The organism is Ensifer sp. LBL (assembly GCF_050435225.1).
Classification (GTDB): Bacteria; Pseudomonadota; Alphaproteobacteria; order Rhizobiales; family Rhizobiaceae; genus Ensifer.
Genome location: NZ_JBNDJY010000002.1, coordinates 478137 through 498873, shown reverse-complemented (window position 1 = coordinate 498873; position 20737 = coordinate 478137). Strand labels below are relative to the sequence as shown.

20 protein-coding genes are annotated in these 20737 nt (G+C 63.5%); 7 read left to right on the top strand and 13 right to left on the bottom strand.

The annotated features are described in order from the left end of the window. The first annotated feature begins 156 nt into the window (after window positions 1-156). Window positions 157-864 carry a YczE/YyaS/YitT family protein gene (locus OKW20_RS09560; RefSeq protein ID WP_043614046.1) on the top strand — a complete coding sequence of 236 codons (708 nt, stop codon included), beginning with the start codon at window positions 157-159 and terminating at the stop codon, window positions 862-864. Window positions 865-944: 80 nt separating this feature from the next. On the opposite strand, the gene OKW20_RS09555 is transcribed toward OKW20_RS09560, so the two are convergent. The 3 genes from OKW20_RS09555 to OKW20_RS09545 all read right to left on the bottom strand — a co-directional run bounded on the left by OKW20_RS09555 (window position 945) and on the right by OKW20_RS09545 (window position 4430). Next, window positions 945-2198, bottom strand: a complete 1254-nt coding sequence (locus OKW20_RS09555; RefSeq protein WP_429171765.1) for a diguanylate cyclase — start codon at window positions 2196-2198, stop codon at window positions 945-947. A gap of 148 nt (window positions 2199-2346) precedes the next feature. Then, entirely contained in the window at window positions 2347-2859 is a 513-nt protein-coding gene (locus OKW20_RS09550) for a flavin reductase (protein WP_429171762.1), read from the bottom strand. Between the two features lie 8 nt (window positions 2860-2867). Beyond that, entirely contained in the window at window positions 2868-4430 is a 1563-nt protein-coding gene (locus OKW20_RS09545) for a 4-hydroxyphenylacetate 3-hydroxylase N-terminal domain-containing protein (protein WP_429171760.1), read from the bottom strand. Between the two features lie 95 nt (window positions 4431-4525). On the opposite strand from OKW20_RS09545, the gene OKW20_RS09540 reads away from it, so the two are divergent. After that, window positions 4526-5404: a helix-turn-helix domain-containing protein gene (locus OKW20_RS09540; protein WP_429171758.1), complete on the top strand. Its 879-nt coding sequence runs from the start codon at window positions 4526-4528 to the stop codon at window positions 5402-5404. A gap of 34 nt (window positions 5405-5438) precedes the next feature. Here OKW20_RS09540 and OKW20_RS09535 read toward each other — a convergent pair whose 3' ends face one another. From OKW20_RS09535 to OKW20_RS09520, 4 genes are read right to left on the bottom strand one after another with little or no spacing between them, the layout of a single operon-like run. Next, complete coding sequence (locus tag OKW20_RS09535) at window positions 5439-6563, bottom strand: P1 family peptidase (RefSeq protein WP_429171757.1); 1125 nt, start codon at window positions 6561-6563, stop codon at window positions 5439-5441. A 2-nt stretch (window positions 6564-6565) separates the two neighbouring features. Next, window positions 6566-7396: an ABC transporter permease gene (locus OKW20_RS09530; RefSeq protein WP_429118745.1), complete on the bottom strand. Its 831-nt coding sequence runs from the start codon at window positions 7394-7396 to the stop codon at window positions 6566-6568. 7 nt (window positions 7397-7403) lie between these two features. After that, window positions 7404-8306: an ABC transporter permease gene (locus OKW20_RS09525; RefSeq protein WP_429171755.1), complete on the bottom strand. Its 903-nt coding sequence runs from the start codon at window positions 8304-8306 to the stop codon at window positions 7404-7406. Window position 8307: 1 nt separating this feature from the next. Continuing rightward, window positions 8308-9402, bottom strand: coding sequence for an ABC transporter ATP-binding protein (locus OKW20_RS09520; protein ID WP_429171753.1), 1095 nt, complete (start codon window positions 9400-9402; stop codon window positions 8308-8310). A 207-nt stretch (window positions 9403-9609) separates the two neighbouring features. Here OKW20_RS09520 and OKW20_RS09515 point away from each other — a divergent pair, with 207 nt between their 5' ends. After that, window positions 9610-10644: a polyamine ABC transporter substrate-binding protein gene (locus tag OKW20_RS09515; protein ID WP_429171752.1), complete on the top strand. Its 1035-nt coding sequence runs from the start codon at window positions 9610-9612 to the stop codon at window positions 10642-10644. Between the two features lie 76 nt (window positions 10645-10720). Next, the gene (locus OKW20_RS09510; protein ID WP_429171750.1) at window positions 10721-11578 is read left to right on the top strand and encodes a MurR/RpiR family transcriptional regulator; all 858 of its coding nucleotides are present in this window, start codon (window positions 10721-10723) and stop codon (window positions 11576-11578) included. 15 nt (window positions 11579-11593) lie between these two features. On the opposite strand, the gene OKW20_RS09505 is transcribed toward OKW20_RS09510, so the two are convergent. The 4 genes from OKW20_RS09505 to OKW20_RS09490 all read right to left on the bottom strand — a co-directional run bounded on the left by OKW20_RS09505 (window position 11594) and on the right by OKW20_RS09490 (window position 16200). After that, window positions 11594-12892 (bottom strand): amidohydrolase family protein, encoded by a 1299-nt coding sequence (locus OKW20_RS09505; protein WP_429171748.1) that lies wholly within the window; start codon window positions 12890-12892, stop codon window positions 11594-11596. A gap of 153 nt (window positions 12893-13045) precedes the next feature. Beyond that, window positions 13046-13807 (bottom strand): sulfite exporter TauE/SafE family protein, encoded by a 762-nt coding sequence (locus OKW20_RS09500; protein ID WP_429172317.1) that lies wholly within the window; start codon window positions 13805-13807, stop codon window positions 13046-13048. Window positions 13808-13835: 28 nt separating this feature from the next. Beyond that, window positions 13836-14711: an MBL fold metallo-hydrolase gene (locus OKW20_RS09495; protein ID WP_429171746.1), complete on the bottom strand. Its 876-nt coding sequence runs from the start codon at window positions 14709-14711 to the stop codon at window positions 13836-13838. Then, entirely contained in the window at window positions 14704-16200 is a 1497-nt protein-coding gene (locus tag OKW20_RS09490; protein ID WP_429171744.1) for an aminotransferase class V-fold PLP-dependent enzyme, read from the bottom strand. The genes OKW20_RS09495 and OKW20_RS09490 overlap by 8 nt, the downstream gene beginning before the upstream one ends. A gap of 100 nt (window positions 16201-16300) precedes the next feature. Between OKW20_RS09490 and OKW20_RS09485 the strand changes: the two genes are divergently transcribed. Further along, window positions 16301-16783: an Lrp/AsnC family transcriptional regulator gene (locus tag OKW20_RS09485; RefSeq protein ID WP_043614014.1), complete on the top strand. Its 483-nt coding sequence runs from the start codon at window positions 16301-16303 to the stop codon at window positions 16781-16783. A 30-nt stretch (window positions 16784-16813) separates the two neighbouring features. On the opposite strand, the gene OKW20_RS09480 is transcribed toward OKW20_RS09485, so the two are convergent. Beyond that, window positions 16814-17506, bottom strand: coding sequence for an RraA family protein (locus tag OKW20_RS09480; protein WP_043614012.1), 693 nt, complete (start codon window positions 17504-17506; stop codon window positions 16814-16816). An 8-nt stretch (window positions 17507-17514) separates the two neighbouring features. Further along, on the bottom strand, window positions 17515-18705 hold the full coding sequence (gene uxuA / locus OKW20_RS09475; protein ID WP_429172315.1) for a mannonate dehydratase: 1191 nt from the start codon (window positions 18703-18705) through the stop codon (window positions 17515-17517). A 201-nt stretch (window positions 18706-18906) separates the two neighbouring features. Here uxuA and OKW20_RS09470 point away from each other — a divergent pair, with 201 nt between their 5' ends. Next, a complete protein-coding gene (locus tag OKW20_RS09470; protein WP_429171742.1) occupies window positions 18907-19650 on the top strand; it encodes a FadR/GntR family transcriptional regulator in 744 nt (247 codons plus the stop codon). 121 nt (window positions 19651-19771) lie between these two features. Beyond that, complete coding sequence (locus OKW20_RS09465) at window positions 19772-20731, top strand: substrate-binding domain-containing protein (RefSeq protein WP_052201675.1); 960 nt, start codon at window positions 19772-19774, stop codon at window positions 20729-20731. The last annotated feature ends 6 nt before the right edge of the window (window positions 20732-20737 follow it).

Below are 20737 nucleotides of genomic sequence, written 5' to 3'. Positions count from 1 at the left end.
CAATTCAGAAGAACCGATGGGTGCTTCGGCACCCGCCGGTCATGAAAGTGGTCTGGCCCCCGCGACGAGTGGGGAGGCCAGACGTTCAAAAGCTCATCTCTGAGGGGGGATGGGCAGCGGGCAAAAAAAGCCCAGAATATTCCGAGGGAGGAAACAATGGCACACAATGCGGCGGAAGCCGAAATCGTCGATACCGGCAGTCTGACCCGGCGCTGGATCATGTATGTCGTCGGCATCTATGTGCTGACCTTCGGCGTCAGCCTGGCGATCAGGGCCGGCATCGGCATTTCACCCCAGAGCAGCCTGACCAGAACCATGACGCTGGTCTACCCGCCCTTCAGCCAGGGCACCTACAACTTCATGCTCGAACTGATCATGTTGTTCCTGACCTATCTGGTCCTGCCCAAGGACTTCAAGCTCAAGAACTTCGCGTCGCTGATCCCGGCTTTCGTGCTGGCGGTCTTCCTGGATTTCAACCTGGGCATCACCGAGTTCATCAAGCTCGAAGCCTATCCAGTCCGGGTGGCTTTGCTGGTCTTCGCCGATGCGGCGCTCGCCTTCGGCCTGTTCCTGATGATCCGCGCCAATCTGGTGCTGATGCCGATCGACATGTTCGTCAACACGATCTTCAAGCGCACCGGCTGGAAGTGGGGCAACATCAAGACCGGCTTCGACTGCACGCTGCTGGTGCTCTCCGCCTGTATCGGCCTGCTCTTCCTCGCCGAGGTCAAGTTCATCCGCGAAGGTACGATCCTGAACGCCATTCTCGTCGGTCAGTACATCAAGCTCTACTTCTTCCTGTTCAAGAAGTTCCAGGGCAAGCCTGCGCCGTCGCCAAAGGGCCTGGAGGCTGCCGCGGAATAGCATCCCGCAATAACGCGAGAAGGGGCGCCCAACCGGCGCCCCTTCGTCATGTCGCGATCTATGCGCACAGGCGGACAGGCCTATCCGAAAGCGAGTTCGAGGTTCTGCCGGTCCCGCGCCACCACCTGGCACTTGGTTTCGAAACCATCACCGGCAACGACCAGGACGAGTTCGGGCGGTATGCCGGCGGAGTTCGAAACCGTAACTGCGGCGCCATCGGCGCCCAGCGACCGGATGGTGCAGTCGATCCGCGAATGCCTGTCATCGAAGAGGATGGTGCCGGCCTTCAGTACGCGCTGGCGCGGGCCGAGCGGATAGCCGGCTTCGAGACTGCTCCATTCGACGCAGCGGTTTCGTCCTCCGGCCTTGGCCAGATACATCGCCGCATCCGCCTGGGCGAGCAGCGTGGCGCCATCCCTGCTCTTGGTCGAAAGGGCGGCGGTGCCGAAGCTCGCGGTTACCGCCAGTTGGCCGAAGTCGCCGTGGATCGTCTGGGCGGCGATCGCTGCCCGCAGCTTTTCCGCCGCGGCCAGTGCGCCAGTCGCGTCGACATGCGGCAGCATGATCGCGAATTCCTCGCCGCCGAGCCGCCCAAAGAGGTCGCTTGCCCGCAGATTGGACTGGCAGATGGAGGCGACGGCCTTCAGGACCTCGTCTCCGGCCGCATGCCCGTGGGTGTCGTTCACCCGCTTGAAGTGGTCGACATCGAGGACGATGCAGGACAGATCATGCTGGTGCCGCACGGCAAGCGAGATCAGCTTGTCCGCTTCCTCGCGGAAGGCGCGCCGCGTCAGCGTCCCGGTCAACCCGTCGGTCGCGGCCGAGCGGAGCAGATCGATCCGGTCCATCGCCACGCCCGCAAGCTCGGTCAGGATCGCAAGATCCGTCTCAGTAAACAGTCGCGGCGTGCGGTCGATCGCACACACAGTCCCGATCGTATGCCCGCCCCGCGTCTTCAGCGGGACGCCTGCATAGAACCGGATATGTTCGGGGCCGGCCACGGCCGGGTGCTGCGAAAAGCGCGCGTCCTTGGTGGCGTCGTGCACGACGAGAGGCTCTTCTGAGGCCACGACATATCGGCAGAAGGTGTCTTCACGCGGAACTTCGTCGGCCGAAAGCCCGGAGCAGGCCTTGTACCATTGGCGATGCGCATCGACCAAGGAGACGATGCCGATATCGATGTCGAAGACCTGTTTGATCAGCCGTACGACGCGTTCAAGGCCTTCATCCCTGGGCGTGTCGAGGATATCGAGATGTCCAAGGGCGGCCAAGCGATCGAATTCCCTGCCTTTCGCGTCCATCGTCGGACGTCCGGCTGGCCCAGCAATCACCATTCCGTTTTCCTTTCTCATTCCGCGCCTGGCAATAGACGCGTTTCAGGGAAAAAACAAAAGGCGCTGAAGAGCAACTGGATGTGGATTGCGTCGGCTCTATGGCGAAAGATGCCGTGTTGGCACCCGAACCGCGGTGTCGCGTCGGTGCCTAGCCGCCGAAACTTCCGAGCTGCGTCGGCACGTGCACGTAGTTGCGGTCGAAATAGAGCAGCGCATTGCCATCGCTGCGCGAGCGGATGCCGATGACCCGGCCGATCAGGATATGGTGGGTTCCCAGGAGCCGCGCCTCCGCCAGTTCGCAGTCGAGCGAGACGATCGCGTCCTTGACCGCAAGACTTCCGGAGTGCATCTCCACCCAGTCGGCCGCCGCATAGCGGGCGGCCATATCCTGCGTCGCGCCGGCGAAGTGGCCGGCGAGGTCCCGGTGATCGTGGCTCAGCACATTGACGCAGAAGCGGCGGTTGTCGATGAACAAGCCGCACTGCGTGGAGTTGCGGTTCATGCAGACGAGCAGCGTCGGCGGCTCGTCGGTCACCGAGCACATGGCGGTGGCGGTGAACCCGCCGCGTCCGGCGGGTCCGTTTGTGGTGATGACGTTGACCGGCGCGCAGACCCGCGCCATGGCGTTGCGAAACTCGGTCTTCGAGACGAACGGTTCCATGGCCGGCCTCACTCGGCTGCGCTGCGAAGGGTGGCGTTGTCGTCGAGCGGCGGCAGCCAGGTGTTGCCGGTCCAGCCGTTCTCGTCATAGTCGGCCATGCACTGGTCGACGAGGGCTTCCATTTCCTTCAGCCGCCCGCCGCGCTCGGCGCCTTTCAGCACCTGCAGCCGCACCTCTTCGGGAGCGCCGGCGTAGTTGAGCTCGTAGAGCGCGTGGCGCCCGCCGAATTCGGTGCCGGTCGCATCCCAGAGCAGCTTCATGATCTTGATGCGTTCGATATGGCCCATGTCGTTGGAGCCGCGCACATATTGCGCCAGGTAACGATCGATCTCGGGATTGCCGAAATCACGCGCCGAAGACGGCAGGTAGATCAGGCCAGACGCGATCACCCTACGGATCGTCTCGACGACGCGCGGATAGGCCTCCGACATGAAGGTGCGATAGGAAAGGGCGGCCTCCAGATTGGGAAGCACGGCGCCGTCGGCCCAGGGGATGGGATTGTGCGCCATCGCGTTAGAGAAGCTCCAGAACATGTGACGGAGCGCGATGACCTCGCCAAGTGCCGCCTGGTTGCCACGGAACGCATCGCCGCCGGTCGCCCTCAAAGCCTTGGCGAGCAGGCCGGCGAGGAAATCGAGCTTCACCGCAAAGCGGGTGCAGCCCTGGAAGCAGTAGCCATGCATGAAGCCGGAGGCCGGGTGGAAGGAGAGGATCTTGGCAGCATCGCGCAGGACCAGCACGTCCTCCCAGGGCACGAAGACGTTGTCGAGCACCAGGATCGCGTCATTCTCGTCGAAGCGCGACGACAGCGGGTAGTCGAAGGGATGGCCGACCGTGTTGGCCGTCTGCTCGTAGGAGACGCGGCAGAACATCTTGATGCCCGGCGCATTCATCGGGACGATGAACATCACCGAGAGCGAGGGATCCTCCGTCACTGTCGCCGAGCTTTGCGCCAGGAAATTATAGTGCGTCAACGCCGAGGACGTCGCTACCACCTTGGCGCCGGAGACGTAGATGCCTGCATCCGTTTCCTTGGTGATGTGGACGAACACGTCCTTGACCGCATCCGCCGGTTTGTGGCGGTCGATCGGCGGATTGACGATCGCGTGGTTCATGAACAGTGCGGCTTCCTGGGCGCGTTTATGCCAGGCAAGTGCATTGTCCTTGAAGGGGCCGTACCAGTTGGCATTGGCGCCGAGCGTGTTCATCAGCGCCGCCTTGTAATCGGCGGTGCGGCCCATCCAGCCATAGGACATGCGCGCCCATTCGGCGATCGCGCCCTGCTGTGCCGAAAGGTCGGTGGAGGAGCGGGCGACGCGGAAATATTTGTGGGTGTAGCCACCGGAACCGGTGTCGGTCGGTGACGTCAGAATGTCTTTCTTCGCCGGATCGTGCAGCGCGTCGTAGAGCCGTGCCAGCGACCGGGCGGAATTGCGCATGGCAGGATGACTGGTGACGTCGTGCACGCGCTCGCCGTTGATATAGACCTCGCGGCCGTCGCGCAGGCTCTCCAGATATTCGGCGCCGGTGAAGGGCCGCGTCCGGTCGGCGCGGAAATCCTCTGCTCTCATGTTCTCCTCCCTTGAGTTTCGTCAAGGCTAGGCGTTGAAATCGTCAGCCGCCATGGACAGAATGGCAAAATGACTTGGACTTTTTCGGGTGGAGCATGAGCCGCAGCATTCCAAGTTTCTTCGTCTACGGCGAACCGGAGCAACAGCTCGAGCCCGGGTTCTTCCACGTCGAGACGGTGATGGCACGGCAGAACCTGCATCAGGGCCAGGTGAAGGCGCACAAACACGACCAGATGGGGCAGATCACCTACTGGCTGAGCGGCGGGGGAACCTACTTCATCGACGACAAGCCATTGGACTTTTTGGCACCCGCGGTCAGCTTCGTGCCGAGCGGGATCGTGCACGGGTTTTCGGTCGACCCGGAGACCAGCGATGCGGTCGTCGTTTCGGTCGCCGACGGCGCGCTGCTCTCGATCCGCGAGAACACGACGCTGGCGCTCGATAGGCCGACGATGATCCGCGGCGACGGTGAAGATCGGCATTGGCGCCGCCTAGCCGAACTGCTCGATATCGTCGCCGACGAATATGCCGGTGGTGCTCCCGGCACCCAGCGGATGCTGGCGTCTCTGGTTACTGCGGTGCTGACCCAGATCGCCCGGCTGGCGGCGGCCACGCCGGACACCGCCCAGCCGACGCAGGCGATGTTGGCAACGGAATTGCGCCGGCTCATCGACGTGCGGTTCCGTGAGAACTGGAGCGTCGGGCATTACACCGATGCGCTCGCCACCACCCCGCACCTGCTTGCCAAGGCGAGCAGGGACGCCTTCGGCATGCAGGTCAAGGAGTTGATCAACGAGCGTCGATTGCTCGAAGCCAAGCGCCTGCTGCTCTTCACCGTGCGGCCGCTCGAAGACATTGCCTACGAGATCGGGTTTGCCGATGCTGCCTACTTCTCGCGCTTCTTCCGCCTGCGGGTCGGCGAGGCGCCGCGCGACTGGCGCCGGGCGCGCGTGGGCTCAACAGGAGCCGGCTAAGTCCGGCTCCAGCAGTCGCGTCTCGGGCTGCCGGTTATCGGCCATAAGCCCGCATCAGCTCCATCAGCGGTTCGTGCCGGATCGCCTGGATCTTGAAGCGATCATGGGCGGTTCCGCCGGAATCTTCGGCCGCGATCATCGCGTTCACCACCGCCTCCTCGACGCTGTCCACGGTCGCGAGGTAGACAGGATCGAGCAATTCGTCGTTGACGATTTCGAGCGACAGGCGCGGCGGCGCCTTGTGCGCCATCGGCTGGGTGTTGGCGGTCGAGAAAGCGAGGAAGATGTCGCCGGAATTGTTGCCGCCGGGCGTGCCGTTGCGGCCGATGCCGATCGCCGCGCGGCGCGCCAGACGCTTCAACTGATGCGGCGCCATCGGCAGGTCGGTCGCGATCACCACGATGATCGAGCCGCGCTCCTGCATCTGGCTTTGCGGCGTGCCGTCGCGCATGTGCTCGCCGACCGGGACGCCGCGGATCGTCAGCCAGTCGCGCTGGCCGTGATTGGCCTGCACCAGCGTGCCGATCGTGTAGTCGCGGCCGCCGAACTCGACAACGCGGGAAGCCGTACCCGTGCCGCCCTTGAAGCCATAGGCGATCATGCCGGTGCCGCCGCCGCAATTGCCCTCCTGGACGGGCCCGGACGTGGCGGCGTCGAGTGCGGCGTGTACATCGGCCTCGGTGATAGGCTGGCCGTTGATGTCGTTCAAAACGCCGTCATAGGTCTCGGCGACGACAGGCATCAGCCAGAGGAAATCATCGGTGTCGTAGGTCGTGCGGTAGCGTTCCAGCATCCACTTTATGGTGGCGTGATGCGTCATGCCGACCGCGTGGGTATTGGTGATCATCACGGGGCCGAGGAAGAAACCGCCGTCCTCGATCCAGTGCGTTCCGGTCATCTCGCCATTGCCGTTGAAGCGGTGCACGCCGGCATAAACCGGGACCGGCGTTTCCGATCCGGCATGCGGCAGGATGGCGGTGACGCCGGTGCGCACCGGACGCTTTCGGCCCGGCCGCGGCGTCTGTTCCTCGATGGTGCGGAAGCCGACGGCGATGCCTTCGACATCGGTGATGGCATTGAAGCGGCCGGTGCGGCCGGAAAAGGGCAGGCCGATATCGCGAGCGCGGGCGCTGGGGGGCGTAGAGGTTTTGTGGTTCATGATCATTTCTGCCGGGAGCGAAGGTAAAGGCCGAGCGAGGCGACGACGAAGGAGAAGGTCAGCATCATCACCGCGATGGCGTTGATCTCCGGTTTGATGCCGCGCCGAAGCATGGAGAAGATGAACATCGGCAGCGTGGTGACGTCGACGCCGGCGATGAAGTAGGTGATGACGAGATCGTCCATCGAGATGATGAAGGCGAGCAGCGCTCCGCCGACGATCGCCGGAAAGAGCTGTGGCAGCACCACCCGGCGAAAGGTCATCCATTCGTTGGCTCCGAGATCGGCGGACGCGTGTTCCAGCGTCCGGTCCATGCCGGCAAGGCGGGCCGAAACGACGATGAAGACGTAGGAGATCAGGAACGTGCACTGGCCGATGATGATCGTCGTCAGGCCGAGCTTGATGCCGGAATTGACGAAGAAGATCAGCAGCGCGATGCCGAGCACGATATCCGGCATCAGCATCGGCATGAACATCACCACCCGATAGAAGCGCTGGCCGACGAATTCGAAGCGATAGAGGGCAATCGCGATCGCCGTGCCGAAGACGGTCGCAATCGCGGTGGTCGAGGCGGCGATGACGAGGCTGTTCCACACCGCCTGAAGCAACTGCCCGGTTGATTCGATGTAGAGCGCGCTTTCGGAGACCTTGGTCTTGAAGCCGAGAACCTGAGCGTACCATTCGGTGGTGAAGCCGGTCCAGGTCATCATGTTCACCGGATTGGCATTGAACGAATAGACGGCGATGACCACGAGCGGGATATAGATGAAGGCGAAGAACAAGCCGGTGTAGGCAAGCAGGCCGCCGGCAAAAAGGGATCGAGCGATCTTCATGTGCGCCTCACCGTGCCAGTGCCGCGGCGGCAGCATTGCGCCGACCGGAGATGACCACGTGGGCGATCATCATGATCAGCATTACGCTCATCACCATCATCGCCAGCGCCGCACCGAAGGGCCAGTTGCGGGCGGCGAGAAACTGCTGCTCGATGAGGTTGCCGAACATCATCACCTTAGCGCCGCCAAGCACCGCCGGCACGACGAAGTTACCGAGCGCCGGGATGAAGACGATGACGGCGCCGCCGGCGATGCCGGGTGCGGTCAGGGGCAGGATGACGCGCCAGAAGGTGCGCACGGGGCCGGCACCGAGATCGAGCGAGGCGCGCACCAGCGTCCAGTCGAGCTTTTCGACGCTCGCATAGACGGGCATGAACATGAAGGGAATGAACACATAGGTCATGCCGAGGATGATCGCGCCCTGGGTGTAGATCAGGTCGAGCGGCCGTTCGATCACGCCCGTGGATAGAAGCACCTCGTTGACGAGACCGGTCTGGCGCAGGATCAGCACCCAGACGAAGAGCCGCACGATCAGGCTGGTGAAGAAGGGCAGCGTGATCAGGAACAGGCAGAAATTCTTCCAGCGCTCGGAGAGCCGGGCGATGCAGAAGGCGGCGGGGTAGCAGACGAGGAGCGTTGCGAGCACCGTGAGGGCGGCGATCTCGATCGAGCGTAGGAAGATCGCGATGTAGATCGGATCGAACTCCTCGAACATCGGATCGGCAAAGCCGAGAATGCGGCCGAAATTATGCGGGTAGAAGGTCCACTCCACCCCGCCATAAAGGCCGGGCGCGAGGAAACTGGTCACGATCATGATCGCAAGCGGCCCGAGGAAGAAAACGGCGAGAAAGGCCGAGACCGGCCCGAGCAGGAGTGCAAGCTGGAAGCGGCGGCGACTGGCGATCGTCATCTTACGCAGCCCCCGTGTTTGCGCCGATCAGGTGCACGGCCGCCGGGTCGTAGGCAAGCCGCGCCTTGCGGGTCTGCTCGACCGTGCCGACGAGATTGCGGCGGTTGGCCGGGATCTCGGCAACGACCTTGCGGCCCTCGGCGGTGCGGCCGAACAGCTCGAAGGTGGAGCCGACGAAGACGATCTGGTCGAGATCGACGTCGATCGTCGGGAAGGGGGCGTTGTCCTCGGCAAGGAAGAACTGTTCCGGCCGGATCAGCGCCGTCGCCTCTGTCGAGATTTTCCGCTCGCAGGGCCGGTGGCGGATCGCCATGCCGTCAGCCGTCATCAGCCGGTCGCCGTCGAGCCTGCCTTCGAAGAGATTGCTGGCACCGATGAAGGTGGCGACGAAGGTGTTGACCGGATGGTCGTAGATGGCGCGCGGCGTATCGAGCTGCTGGATGCGCCCGCCTGAAAGCACCGCGACGCGATCCGACATCGTCAACGCTTCCTGCTGATCGTGGGTGACGAAGATGAAGGAGATGCCGAGCTCGTTCTGCAACGTCTTGAGCTCGATCTGCATGGCCTGGCGCAGGTTCTTGTCGAGCGCCGACAGCGGTTCGTCGAGCAGAAGCAGCTTTGGCCGGGCGATGATCGCGCGGGCGAGCGCCACGCGCTGCTGCTGGCCGCCGGAGAGCTGGCGCGGCTTGCGTGCTTCCATGCCTTCGAGCCCGACCATCTTCAGGGCGGAGGCGACCTTCTCCCGACGCTGCGGTTTGGCAACGCCTGCAACCTCCAGCGAATAGGCGACGTTTTCGCCGACCGTCATATGCGGAAACAGCGCGTAGTTCTGGAAGACGGTGTTGACCGGGCGACGGTAGGGCGGCCGCTCAGTCATGTCTTCGCCGTCGATCAGGATCGAGCCGCCGTCGAGTTCGACGAAGCCGCTGATCGCCTGCAGTAGCGTGGTCTTGCCGCAACCGGATGGGCCGAGCAAGGTCAGGAACTCATTGCGGCGGACATCGAGATCTATACGGTCGAGAGCGGTCACGGTGCCGCCTTCCGGAGTGGTAAAGGCCTTGCTCGCCTCCACCAGCCGGACGATGGAATTCTGCATACTTCTGTTCCCCAAAATGTTATGCAAATAACGCTTGTGCGTTTTCGATATATGGATACCATTTGCCTATCGGAGTCAACGGCCACGAGAAGCCGCGATCCGGAAGCGGCCGCCAAAGGCCGTGCCAGGCCGTCCGGCCAGAACCATCAGAGGAGAATATCGATGACGATGACAAACGGGACGACCCGCGGAGGCAGGAGAGCTTTCGTGACCCGTGCACGCACAGTGGCACTTTCCCTGGCGACGCTGACGGCCCTTTTCGGCACGGCGCAAGCGGCCGAGCTCAACATCTACAACTGGGGCGAATACATCAATCCGGCCGTGCTGAAGAAGTTCGAGGAGGAGACGAAGATCAAGGTCAACCTCTCGACCTATTCCTCCAACGAGGAAATGCTGGCGAAGATCCAGGGCGGCGCCACGGGCTATGATATCGTCTTCCCGTCGGTGCACATGCAGGACATCATGGCCAAGCTCGACCTGCTGGAAAAGACCGACATCAACACTTACGAGGGCTTCAAGAACATCGACCCGACGTTCCTTCGCGCCAAGAGCGACCCGAAGGGCGAATATTGCCTGCCCTATGCCTTCGGCACGGTCGGCATCCTCTATAACCGCACGCTGCTCGGCAAGGACGTAACCGGCTGGCGCGACCTGATCGAGACGGTGAAGGCCAAGGGCCTGAAGTTCACGCTGCTCGACGACATGCGCGAGGTGCTGTCGGTCGGCCTCATCCTCAACGGCCACAAGGTCAACTCCACCGATCCGGCGGAACTGCAGCAGGCAGCCGATACGATCATCGCCATGAAGCCCGAAGTCGCCGCCTTCACCTACGACACTCGTCCGATGGTGGCGGCCGGTGATGTGGCGGCCGGCCACTTCTTCGTCGGCTCGATGGTCGACGTCTTCGGCAATCCGAAGGATCTCGGCTACGTGATCCCGGAGGAAGGCGCGACGATGTACCAGGAGGATATCTGCGTCCTGAAGACCGCGCCGAACAAGGAGAACGCCGTCAAGTTCATGCAGTTCTACACGCGCCCCGAAGTGGCTGCACTCAACATCGAGCAGCAGACGAACGGCACGGCCAACGTGCCTGCGCGGCAATTGACCCCCGAGCAGATCAAGAATAGCAAGGGAATCAATCCGCCGCCGGAGACCATGCAGAAGTTGCAGATCTTCGAAGATCTCGGCCCCGGCGTGCGCCAGCTCGATCGGGTCTGGACCAAGGTGAAGACGGCGCAATAAACAGGCGATGCGACGGAGCGGGGTGCGCGGCGAAGCCTTGCCGGCATCCCGCTTTGATCATGCAAGGGGAGGGGACGTGGCACAGCGAATCCTGAAGCTGGTGCGCAGCGACGAGCTCAGACGCTCGAAATCGGACAAGCTCATCGCCAATTACATCGAGCGAAATCTCGCCGACATTCCCTTCGAGACGGCGCGCTCGATCGCGACCCGTCTTGAGGTTTCGCCGATGACGGTCGGGCGCTACCTCCGGCGCATGGGCTTCGACGGTCTCGACGAGTTGAAGCTGGAGCTCAGGCGCGACGGCTCCAACAATCCGGCCTGGCAGGTGAAGGGATCAGTCGGCCGGCTGCGCGACGACAATCGCGAGGGCAAGCTGCTTGCCGGTCTGATCCAGCAGCAGATCGACAATCTCGGCATGATCTACGAGCTGACGACCGCGCCGGAATGGCAGCAGGCGATCGATGCGTTGATCGCTGCCAGCGAGGTCTATGTCGCCGCCTATCAGAACGTGCGCGGCATCGCGCAGTATTTCGCCAGCCAGCTTTCCTATACCCGGCCGCGGGTCCAGTTCGTCGACGGGCTCAATGGCACCTATGCCGAGCTGCTCGACGGTTCCGTCGAAGGTCGGGTGCTGTTCCTTCACGACGTGCGCCGCTTCGCCGCCAAGGCACGGCCCTTGGCCGGGGAAGCCCGGCGCGCCGGCGTCAAGGTCATCCTCTTCACCGACGAGTTCTGCCCCTGGGCGCCGGAGGTTTCCGACATCTGTCTCGTGGTGCCCGGTTCGCACGGCCCGCTCTGGGATGGGGCGGCAACGACGGTTGCAGTCATGGACCTGCTCTTGAGCAACATCATCGTCGTCCTCGGCGACGAGGTCGGCGAGCGCGTCGCCCAGCTGACCCGGCTACAGAACGTCTTCGGCGACTTCGAGGATTGACGCTGCAGCCGCTGCTCAGGACGCTGGCGTCTGCGGAATGTAATCGAGCCCGATATCGATCGAGGCCGGCCGACCGTCGAGGAAGAGTTCGCCGATGCGCGGCGCCGTTCTGGCGATGACCTTGCCGGCCTTGATGACGCAGAGCCGGTTCGGCTTCAGCCGTAGGGCCTCGCTAACATCGGCCGCCTGCAACAGGACGAGGTCGGCCTTGCGGCCGATGTCGAGCCCATAGCCTTCAAGGCCCATGGTCTTCGCCGCATTCACGGTGATCGCATCGAAGATCTTCCGCTTGTCCTCAATGCCGCCCATCTGCGTGACGTGGATCGCCATATGGGCGACTTCCAGCATGTCGCCCGACCCCATCGAGTACCAGGGATCCATGACGCAATCGTGCCCGAAGGAGACGTTGAGGCCGGCCGCCATCAACTCGCGAACCCGCGTCATGCCGCGGCGCTTCGGATAGGTGTCGTGGCGCCCCTGCAGCATGATGTTGATCAGCGGATTGGGGATCACGCTGATCTTGGCCTCCGCCATCAGCGGGATGAGCTTGGAAACGTAGTAGTTGTCCATGGAGTGCATCGAGGTCAGATGCGAGCCGGCGACGCGGCCCTGAAGCCCAAAGCGGATCGTCTCGGCCGCCAGCGTCTCGATGTGGCGGGACATCGGATCGTCGGTCTCGTCGCAATGCATGTCGACCGGCAGGCCGCGGTCCGCGGCGATGCGGCAAAGCGCCTCCACCGAGCGGGCGCCGTCTTCCATCGTGCGCTCGAAATGCGGGATGCCGCCGACGATGCCGACACCCATGTCGAGCGCGCGGTTCAGAGACGCCACTCCTTCAGGCGCGCGAAAATAGCCGTCCTGCGGGAAGGCGACGAGCTGCAGGTCGATATAGGGCGCGACCTTCTCCTTCACCTCCAGCAGCGCCTCGGCCGTCACCAGCCGCGGGTCGGACGTGTCGACGTGGCTGCGGATGGCAAGCAGGCCCTGGCTGACGGCGAGGTCGCAGTAGCGCAACGCCCGCTCGACCAGCGCTTGCCTGGTCAACATCGGGCGCAGTTCGCCCCAGAGCGCGATGCCCTCCAGTAGCGTGCCGGAGACGTTCATGCGCGGCAGGCCAAGAGACAGCGTCGCGTCCATGTGGAAATGCGGGTCGCAGAAGGGCGGGCTGAGAAGGCGGCCGGTGGCGTCGATCTCTTCGCCTGCTGTTGCGGCAAGGGCCTTTTCGATCGCGACGATCTTGCCGCCCTTGAGGCCGACATCGAAACCTTGCCGTCCGTCCGGAAGGTTGGCGTTGCGGATAATCAGATCGAACATGGACGGCCCCTCGCTGCTTGCCCGTTGGATCGCAGCGGCGTCCTGGCCGAAGTGAGGGGCAGAACGCGCAGCACCGATCCCGGCGATGTTCAGTGATAGCATCGGAACCGGCTTTGCGGTCAAGCGCCGCCGGCTAAGGGACGGTGGCGGAGGTCACACTGCGCCGTAGCTGCGCCAAAGGACATAGAGGCTGACGGAAAAGATGATCGCGCGGAAAATCTTGGTCAGCGTGTCGCGCTGGGTCGCAAGCCGGGTGGAAACGATGGTGCCAATCACGCCGCCAAGAATGCCGCCGGCAATGAAGTAGCCGGCGATGCGCCAGTCCACGAGCCCGGACACGGCATAGTTGATCGCGGTCGTCAGGCCGAAGGTGCCGACGGCGAGCAGCGAGGTGCCGACCGCGTTGATCAGCGGCATGCCGGTTGCAAGCAGCAGCCCGGGAACGATGAGGAAGCCGCCGCCGATGCCGAAAAAGCCGGAACAGGTTCCGGTCAGAAGTGCGGTCAGGCCGGTCTTGCCGTGCGTCCCGAGCGAAAGCGACTGCGGTGTTGCCGCCGTGTCGCATTTGACTTTCCGCATGGCGAAGCTGACGACCATCATCACCAGACCGAAGAGGAACAGCAATCGCTGGCCGTCGATCAGCTTGCCGAGGCTGGAGCCGAAAAACGCCCCGAGCGAACCGGCGACCGTGAAGATCAGGGCACAGCGCCACCAGAGATGACCGCGAAGCGCATGGCTGATGAGGTTGAGATAGGCATTGGCGGATACCGCAAGCGCGCCGGTTCCGAGCGCCGTATGCACGTCGCGGATGCCGACGACATAGATCAGGAGCGGTGTCGCCAGGATCGAGCCGCCGCCGCCGATCAGGCCGAGCGTGAAACCGGTGAGAGAACCGGAGCCGATCGCAAGCAACATCTGTTGGAGGGGATCCACCACGATGCCGCTACCCCCAGACCGAGCCGGGGAGCGCGTCGAGCGGGATCTTCAGATAGCGCCGGCCGTTGTCTTCCGGCGCCGGCAGCTCGCCGCCGCGCACGTTCACCTGCAGCGCGTGCAGGATGAGCTTCGGCATCGGCAGAGTGCGGTCGCGTGCCTCGCGCAGGCCGACGAAATCGGCCTCGGTCCTGCCGGCCACATGCGGGTTCGTGGATTTCTGCTCGGCGACCGTGCTTTCCCAGCGCGCCTCACGGCCGCCGGGGCAATAGTCGTGACCGGTGAAGAGCCGGGTTTCATCGGGCAGCGCCAGAATGGCCTGGATCGAGCGCCAGAGATCGGCAGCGCTTCCGCCCGGAAAATCGGCGCGGGCCGAGCCGCTGTCGGGCATGAACAGCGTGTCATGGATGAAGGCGGCATCGCCGATCACGTAGGAGATCGAGGCGAGCGTATGTCCCGGCGAATGCATCACGCGGGCCTTGAGTTCGCCGATCTGGAGCGTGTCGCCGTCGGCAAACAGCCGGTCCCATTGCGAGCCGTCGCAGGCGAAGTCCGGCCAGTTGTAGATCGCCTTCCAGATCCGCTGCACGCCCTTCACATGTTCGCCGATACCAGTCGGCGCGCCGGTCTTCGTCTTGAGGTAGCGCGCCGCCGAGAAATGGTCGGCGTGCGGGTGGGTGTCGAGGATCCATTCGACGGAGAGGTTCTTGGCGGCGATATGGTCGAGGATCGCGTCGGCGTTGCGCGTGGCGGTCGAGCCGGATTTCTCATCGAAGTCCAGCACCGGATCGATGATCGCGCATTTGCCCGTTGCCGGGTCGGCGACGACATATTGGATGCTGCCGGTGCGGGGATCGTAAAAGCCGGTCACATCGGGCTTATGCATAGGCGAGGGCCTCTTCAGCCGCGGCGCAGGGGAAGAAGATCGCGCGGGCGGGGTCAAAATCGTAATCGGCTTCGAAGCTCGGCGCGTCGGCGGCCAGCTGCATGACGCAATCGAGAATGTATTTCACCTTGTCTTCCGAAAGCAGCACGCTGAAGTTCAGCCGGGTGAAGCCCGGCTTTTCGATTTCCTCGCCGGCAAGGATCGCCTGGCGGATCTGTTCGGAGTGCTCGGCATCAATCGACAGCAGCCGGTGCACGTAAGGTCCGGCGCAGGCACAGCCGCCGCGCGCCTGGATGCCGAAGCGGTCGCTCAGCATGCGGGTGACGAGCTGCTGGTGGACGTAGCCGCCCCTGCCGTTCTTGATGCGGAACGAAAAGATCGGCAGACGGTCCGGTTCCTGCAGGCCGAGCAGCTCCAGTTGCGGAATGGCCTTCCAGGCGGCAAACGCCTGCTCCGCCAGTTCGCGGTTGCGCCGCTCCATGTTCTCAAGGCCGATGGCGTGTTTGACGATGAAGGCGAGCGCCGCCCGGACGTCGCCGACGACGTTCGGCGTTCCGGCCTCTTCGCGGGCTTCGATGTTGGCGCTGTAGTCGTGCGTATCCGGCGAAACGAACTTCACCGTGCCGCCGCCCGGCCAGGTCGGCTTGTTGGTGGTGACGCTGTCGCGGCGAACGATGAGGATGCCGGAAGCGCCCGGCCCGCCGATGAACTTGTGCGGCGAGACGACGATGGCATCGATTTCGGCACCGGACGCAGGGGACATGGCAATCGGAACATAGGGGCCGGCGCCGGCATAGTCCCAGATCATCTTGGCGCCCGCCGCCTTGACCATGCGGGTGATCGCGGCGACGTCGCTGGTGATGCCGGTGATGTTTGAGCCGGCCGAAAGCGTACAGACCGTCACGTCGGGCGAACCGGCATTCAGCGCTTCGCGAAGTTCCGTGAGGTCCGGTCCACCCGCCGGGCACTCGGCGATTTCGACGATCTCAGCGCCGCTTTCGCGCCAGGGCAGGATGTTGGAGTGGTGCTCGTAGGGGCCGATGATGACGCGGACGGTTTTGCCGGCAGCAACCGCGTCGGTAACGCCGACGAGCTTGACCAGACGGTTGATGCCGGAGGTCGCACCGGAGCCGGTGAAGATCACGGCATGGTCGGCCGTGGCGCCACAGAACTCACCGATCAGCGCCCGCGCTTCCCGGCGCATCCGGGTCATGAAGCCCCCGCAATAGGAGGCTTCCGTGTGGCTGTTGGCGTAGTAGGGCAGGACCTCCTCGAGCACGAAATCCTCGATCACCCGCAACGCGCGCCCGGAGGCGACATAGTCGGCATAAACGAGCGCCTTCGTGCCATAGGGGCCGGCGATCCGGGCCTTCGCTCCGACCAGATCGTCGCGAAGATCGGCGATAAGACCCGGCCGGTTGAGGGATTGGCGGAACCGGGCGAGTGGCGAGAGCGCCTCGCAGGGCTGGTGGACGGCGGGCACGATCATCGCGCTTACTCCTCGGAGCGGACATTGACAGCAATTGTAATCCCGTCCAGGGTCGAAAACTTCACCTATCTTCTGCGGTTTCGTCTAGGAATTGTGTCAAATGATCGAATCTTCGTTCAAAATCGATGCGTTCGATCTGAACATTCTTACCGCATTGCAAAAAGATTCGTCGCTGTCGCAGCGGGATCTGGCCGAAAAGGTCGGCCTGTCGCAAAACGCCTGCTGGCGCCGCCTGCAGCGCCTGCAGGCGATCGGCGTGATCCGGGGCTCGCACGCGGACATCGATCTTGACGTTTTGGGGCTGGATCTGACCGTGTTCGTGATGATCCGCACGCGCCATCATTCCAAGGAATGGAGCGACGGTTTCCGCCAGCATGTCGAGCGACTGCCGGAGGTGATCGATTTCTATCGCATCGGCGGGGATTGGGATTATCTGATCAAGGTGGTGACCCGCGGCATGCGCGGTTATGACGGCTTCTACCAGAAGCTCATCACCAATTTCGACCTCGCCACGGTCACCGGCTTTTTCTCGATGGAGGCGATCATCAACAGTCGCCCCGTGGATTTGAGCCGGTTGAAGTGAGGCGCCGGGTTCCGGCGCCTCATCCTGTCCTTACATCACACCGAAGCGCTCGAACGCCTCGACGGTGCTCATGCCGGCCTCGATGGCGAGCCGTACCTTGTTTTCGGTCTCGGCCTTTTCCAGCGCCAAGGCGATCGCCTCGCGTTCCGCCTCTTTCGGGATGACGAGCACGCCGTCGCGGTCGCCGAAAAGGATGTCGCCCGGCCGAATGCGGATGCCGCCGATCTCGATCGGGATATGGTAGTCGACGACCTTGCCGCGCGGCCCCTGGTCCTGAGCATAGGAGCCGTAGCAGAAGGTGGGGAAATCGAGCGCGAGAATGCCGGCGCTGTCGCGGCAATAGCCGTCGCAGATTGCGCCGGCCGCTTTCAGTTTCATGGCCCGCGTCGACATCAGTTCGCCCCAGACGGCGTATCGCGGCGACGAGCCGGAGCAGACATAGATCTCGTTTTCCTTCAGGCTGTCGAGCGCATGGAACATCAGGCCAAAGGGCTTGGCGCTGAATTCCGAATGACCGCCGGCCTCCGCCGTCGCGAAGAAATCCGCTTCAAGCACCGGCATCGCGCGGCCGACAGCAACCATGTCGTCGCGTAGCGCCTTGATCTGTGGCGGCAGGAACTGGTGCTGCAAGCCCATCGTGTCGAGAATGTCGCCGACCACGGCCGTGAACAGCCGGCTGCGCATGGCGGCAAAGAGTTGGGTATCGTCTTCAAAATGTTTCATGTCTTCCCTCACGCCTTATGCGCCATGGCGGTCGCGATGCCCTGCATGACGCCTCTGATTTCTGCGAGACCCTTCAAGCGCCCGATCAGCGAATAGCCGGGGTTGATGCGCTCCTTGCCGATGTCGTCGGCGAGCAGATGCCCGTGGTCGGGCCGGAGCGGGATCTGCCAGTCGGTGCGCCCCTCGCGGACGCGGCGCTCCTGCTCCTCCATCAGCGCGAGGATCACGGCGGGCATGTCGCTCGATCCGCCAAGATGGTCGGCCTCGTAGAACGAGCCGTCCTCTTCGCGCTGGACGTTGCGCAGATGGGCGAAATGGATGCGCGGACCGAATTCGCGCACCATGGCCGGCAGGTCGTTATCGGCGCGCGTGCCGTAGGAGCCGGTGCAGAAGGTGATGCCGTTGGCCGGACTGTCGACGGCTGAGAGAATGCGCCTGACGTCGGCCGGCGTGGAGACGATGCGCGGTAGACCGTAGAGGGAAAAGGCGGGATCGTCGGGATGAATGCAGAGCCGGATACCGACTTCTTCGGCGACCGGCACGATCTCCTTGAGGAAGCGCGCCAGGTTGTCATGCAACACGTCGGCGGTGACGCCGTCATATTCCGCAAGGGCTGCGAGGAAGCTTGCCCGGTTGAACTGGCGCTCGGTTGCCGGAAGGCCGGCGATCAGATTGCGTTCGATCCGGTCGATCCTCGCCTGGTCCATCTGATCGAAGCGCTGGCGGGCGACGAAGATCTGCCGCTCGGAATAGCTGTTCTCGACGCGCGGACGCTTCAGAACGAAGAGATCGTAGGCGGCAAAATCGACGGCGTCGAAGCGCAGTGCGTAGCCGCCGCTCGGCAAGGGCTGCACCAGCTCCGTGCGCGTCCAGTCGACCACCGGCATTAAATTGTAGCAGACGATGTCGATGCCCGCCCGCGCCAGGGCGCGAAGCGTGTCCTTGTACCAGCCGATGTAGCGGGCACTGTCCGATGTCGCGAGCTTGATCGAGTTGTGCACCGGAATGCTCTCGACGACGCTCCAGCGCATGCCGGCCGCTTCGATCAGCGCCTTCTGCTTCAGGATCGCCTCATCGGACCAGGGCGAGCCGTCGTAGATATGGTGCAGCGCCGAGACGATCCCCGTGGCGCCCGCCTGCCGGATGTGGCTGAGCGGCACCGGATCGTTTGGCCCATACCAGCGAAAGCACTCTTCCATCATTCTCATGCAGAACTCCTACCCGCTTCCGTGGCTATTGTTGGACCACGTTCGGTAATAATGTCCCATTGGTCCAACAATTCAAGCCTGGAATCGGTGAATTTGCGCGAAAATCGTTGATTCAGATGAGGCTGTCAAATTTTCTCTTGACGGAAACTGCGATCTGGACCAACAAATAAAGCATCGCAGGGAGGAGAGCCGGTGAGCAGTTCGGTACGGGAAGATGCACTGTCGGGCGTGGAGGCCGTCGAGCCGGGGAAGACCTCGGCCGTCGATCGCCTTGTCGAGCAGATCCGCGACATGATCTCCGAGCGTGGTCTTGGTGTCGGCGACGCGTTGCCGACCGAGCGTGATCTCGGCGAGCAGTTCCAGGCGGGCCGCAACACCGTGCGCGAGGCGCTGCAGGTTCTGCGCGCCTATGGCATGGTGGAGACGCGGCCGAAGGTGGGCGCCGTCATCAGCGGCGGCCATGGCGAGGCGATCCGCCGGCTCTTTGCCTTCCATAACGGTATCTCGCCGGACTCGTTTCATGATCTGCAGGGCTTTCGACGCATCATCGAAACCGGTGTCGGCGAACACATCATCCTGACGGCCAGCGACGCTGATTTCGACCGGCTGGATGCGATCAATGCCCGCATTCTGGAGGCCGAGAGCGTCGAAGCGGCGGCACAGTGCGATTATGAGTTCCACTCGGCGATCGTCGAACTCTCGGGCAACCGCACGACGCTCGCCGCCTACCACATGCTGCGTTCGGTGATCGAGGAAGTCATGCGTCTCGGCAAGGCCGAGCGCCCGGTGCATGCGGCGACCTTCGAGGCGCATGCCGAGATCATACGGGCGCTGCGGGCGCGCGACCGCATCGCCTACGTCTACCTGATGAGCCGTCACCTTGAGTTCGGCATCCGCTTCGTCGATGCCGCACCCGGCGGCCAGCCGATGCGATGAACACATAGAAGATTTGGCCTGGACTGCCTCCGATCAGGGAGGCGGTGCGGGCACCCGTTTGCCGGATCCTCTCGCCCGTCGATCCGGCGGCACTGACAGGGCACTTGGGAGGAGAACCAATATGAGCAATATGAAACGTCTGGCGCTTGCCGCACTGCTTGCAACCGTCAGCTTTGCACCGGGAGCGGCGTTCGCGGGCGGCAAGGCGATCGCCGGCATCGTCTTTCAGCAGGACCAGTATTTCCGCGGCATCCAGATCGGCATGGAAAAGGCGGCGGAAGCCGCCGGCGACGAGCTGCTGGCCGGCAACAGCGACAGCAAGCTGGAGAAGGAAGCCCAGCTGATCGACACCTACATCGCCCGCGGCGTCAATTCGATCGTCGTCGCGCCGCTCTCGGCCGACGCCTCGGTGCCGGCCCTGAAGAAGGCGCGTGACGCCGGCATCACGGTCGTCACCTACGGCACGTCTGCCAATGGCGATGTCGCCCAGGCGACGGTGACGAGCTCGGACCGCGATATCGGCATCGGCACCGGCAAGGCCGCGACCGACTTCCTGAAGACGCTCGGCAATGGCGGCAAGGTCAAGATCGGCACGCTCGCCTTCAAGGCGCTACTGCCGGAACAATCGAACGCCCGCGTCGATGGCTTCCTGAGTGTCGTCAACGATCAGGTCGACATCGTCGCCCAGCAGGATGCCTGGCTTGCCGAGAAGGCGCTGGCCGTCGCCAGCGACATGCTGACGGCCAATCCCGATATCCAGGTGATCTATGCGGCCAACGAAGGCGGCACGATCGGTGCAGTCCAGGCGGTGAAGAAGGCCGGTCTTGAAGGCAAGGTCTTCGTTTTCGGCACCGACGGTTCCGAGCAGCTCGCCAACATGCTGCTCAATTCCGACAACGTGCTGCAGGCAACGACGGCGCAGCAGCCGCTCGAGGTCGGCAAGCAGGCGATCGAAGCGGCGCAGAACCTGCTCGACGGCAAGAAGATCGAGACCAAGGTCAACGTGCCGGTGCTGCCTCTGACCCGCGCCGACACGCAAGCCGTCGCCGCCTACAAGGAAGGCCTCAAGGCCCTGAAGTGATTGGGT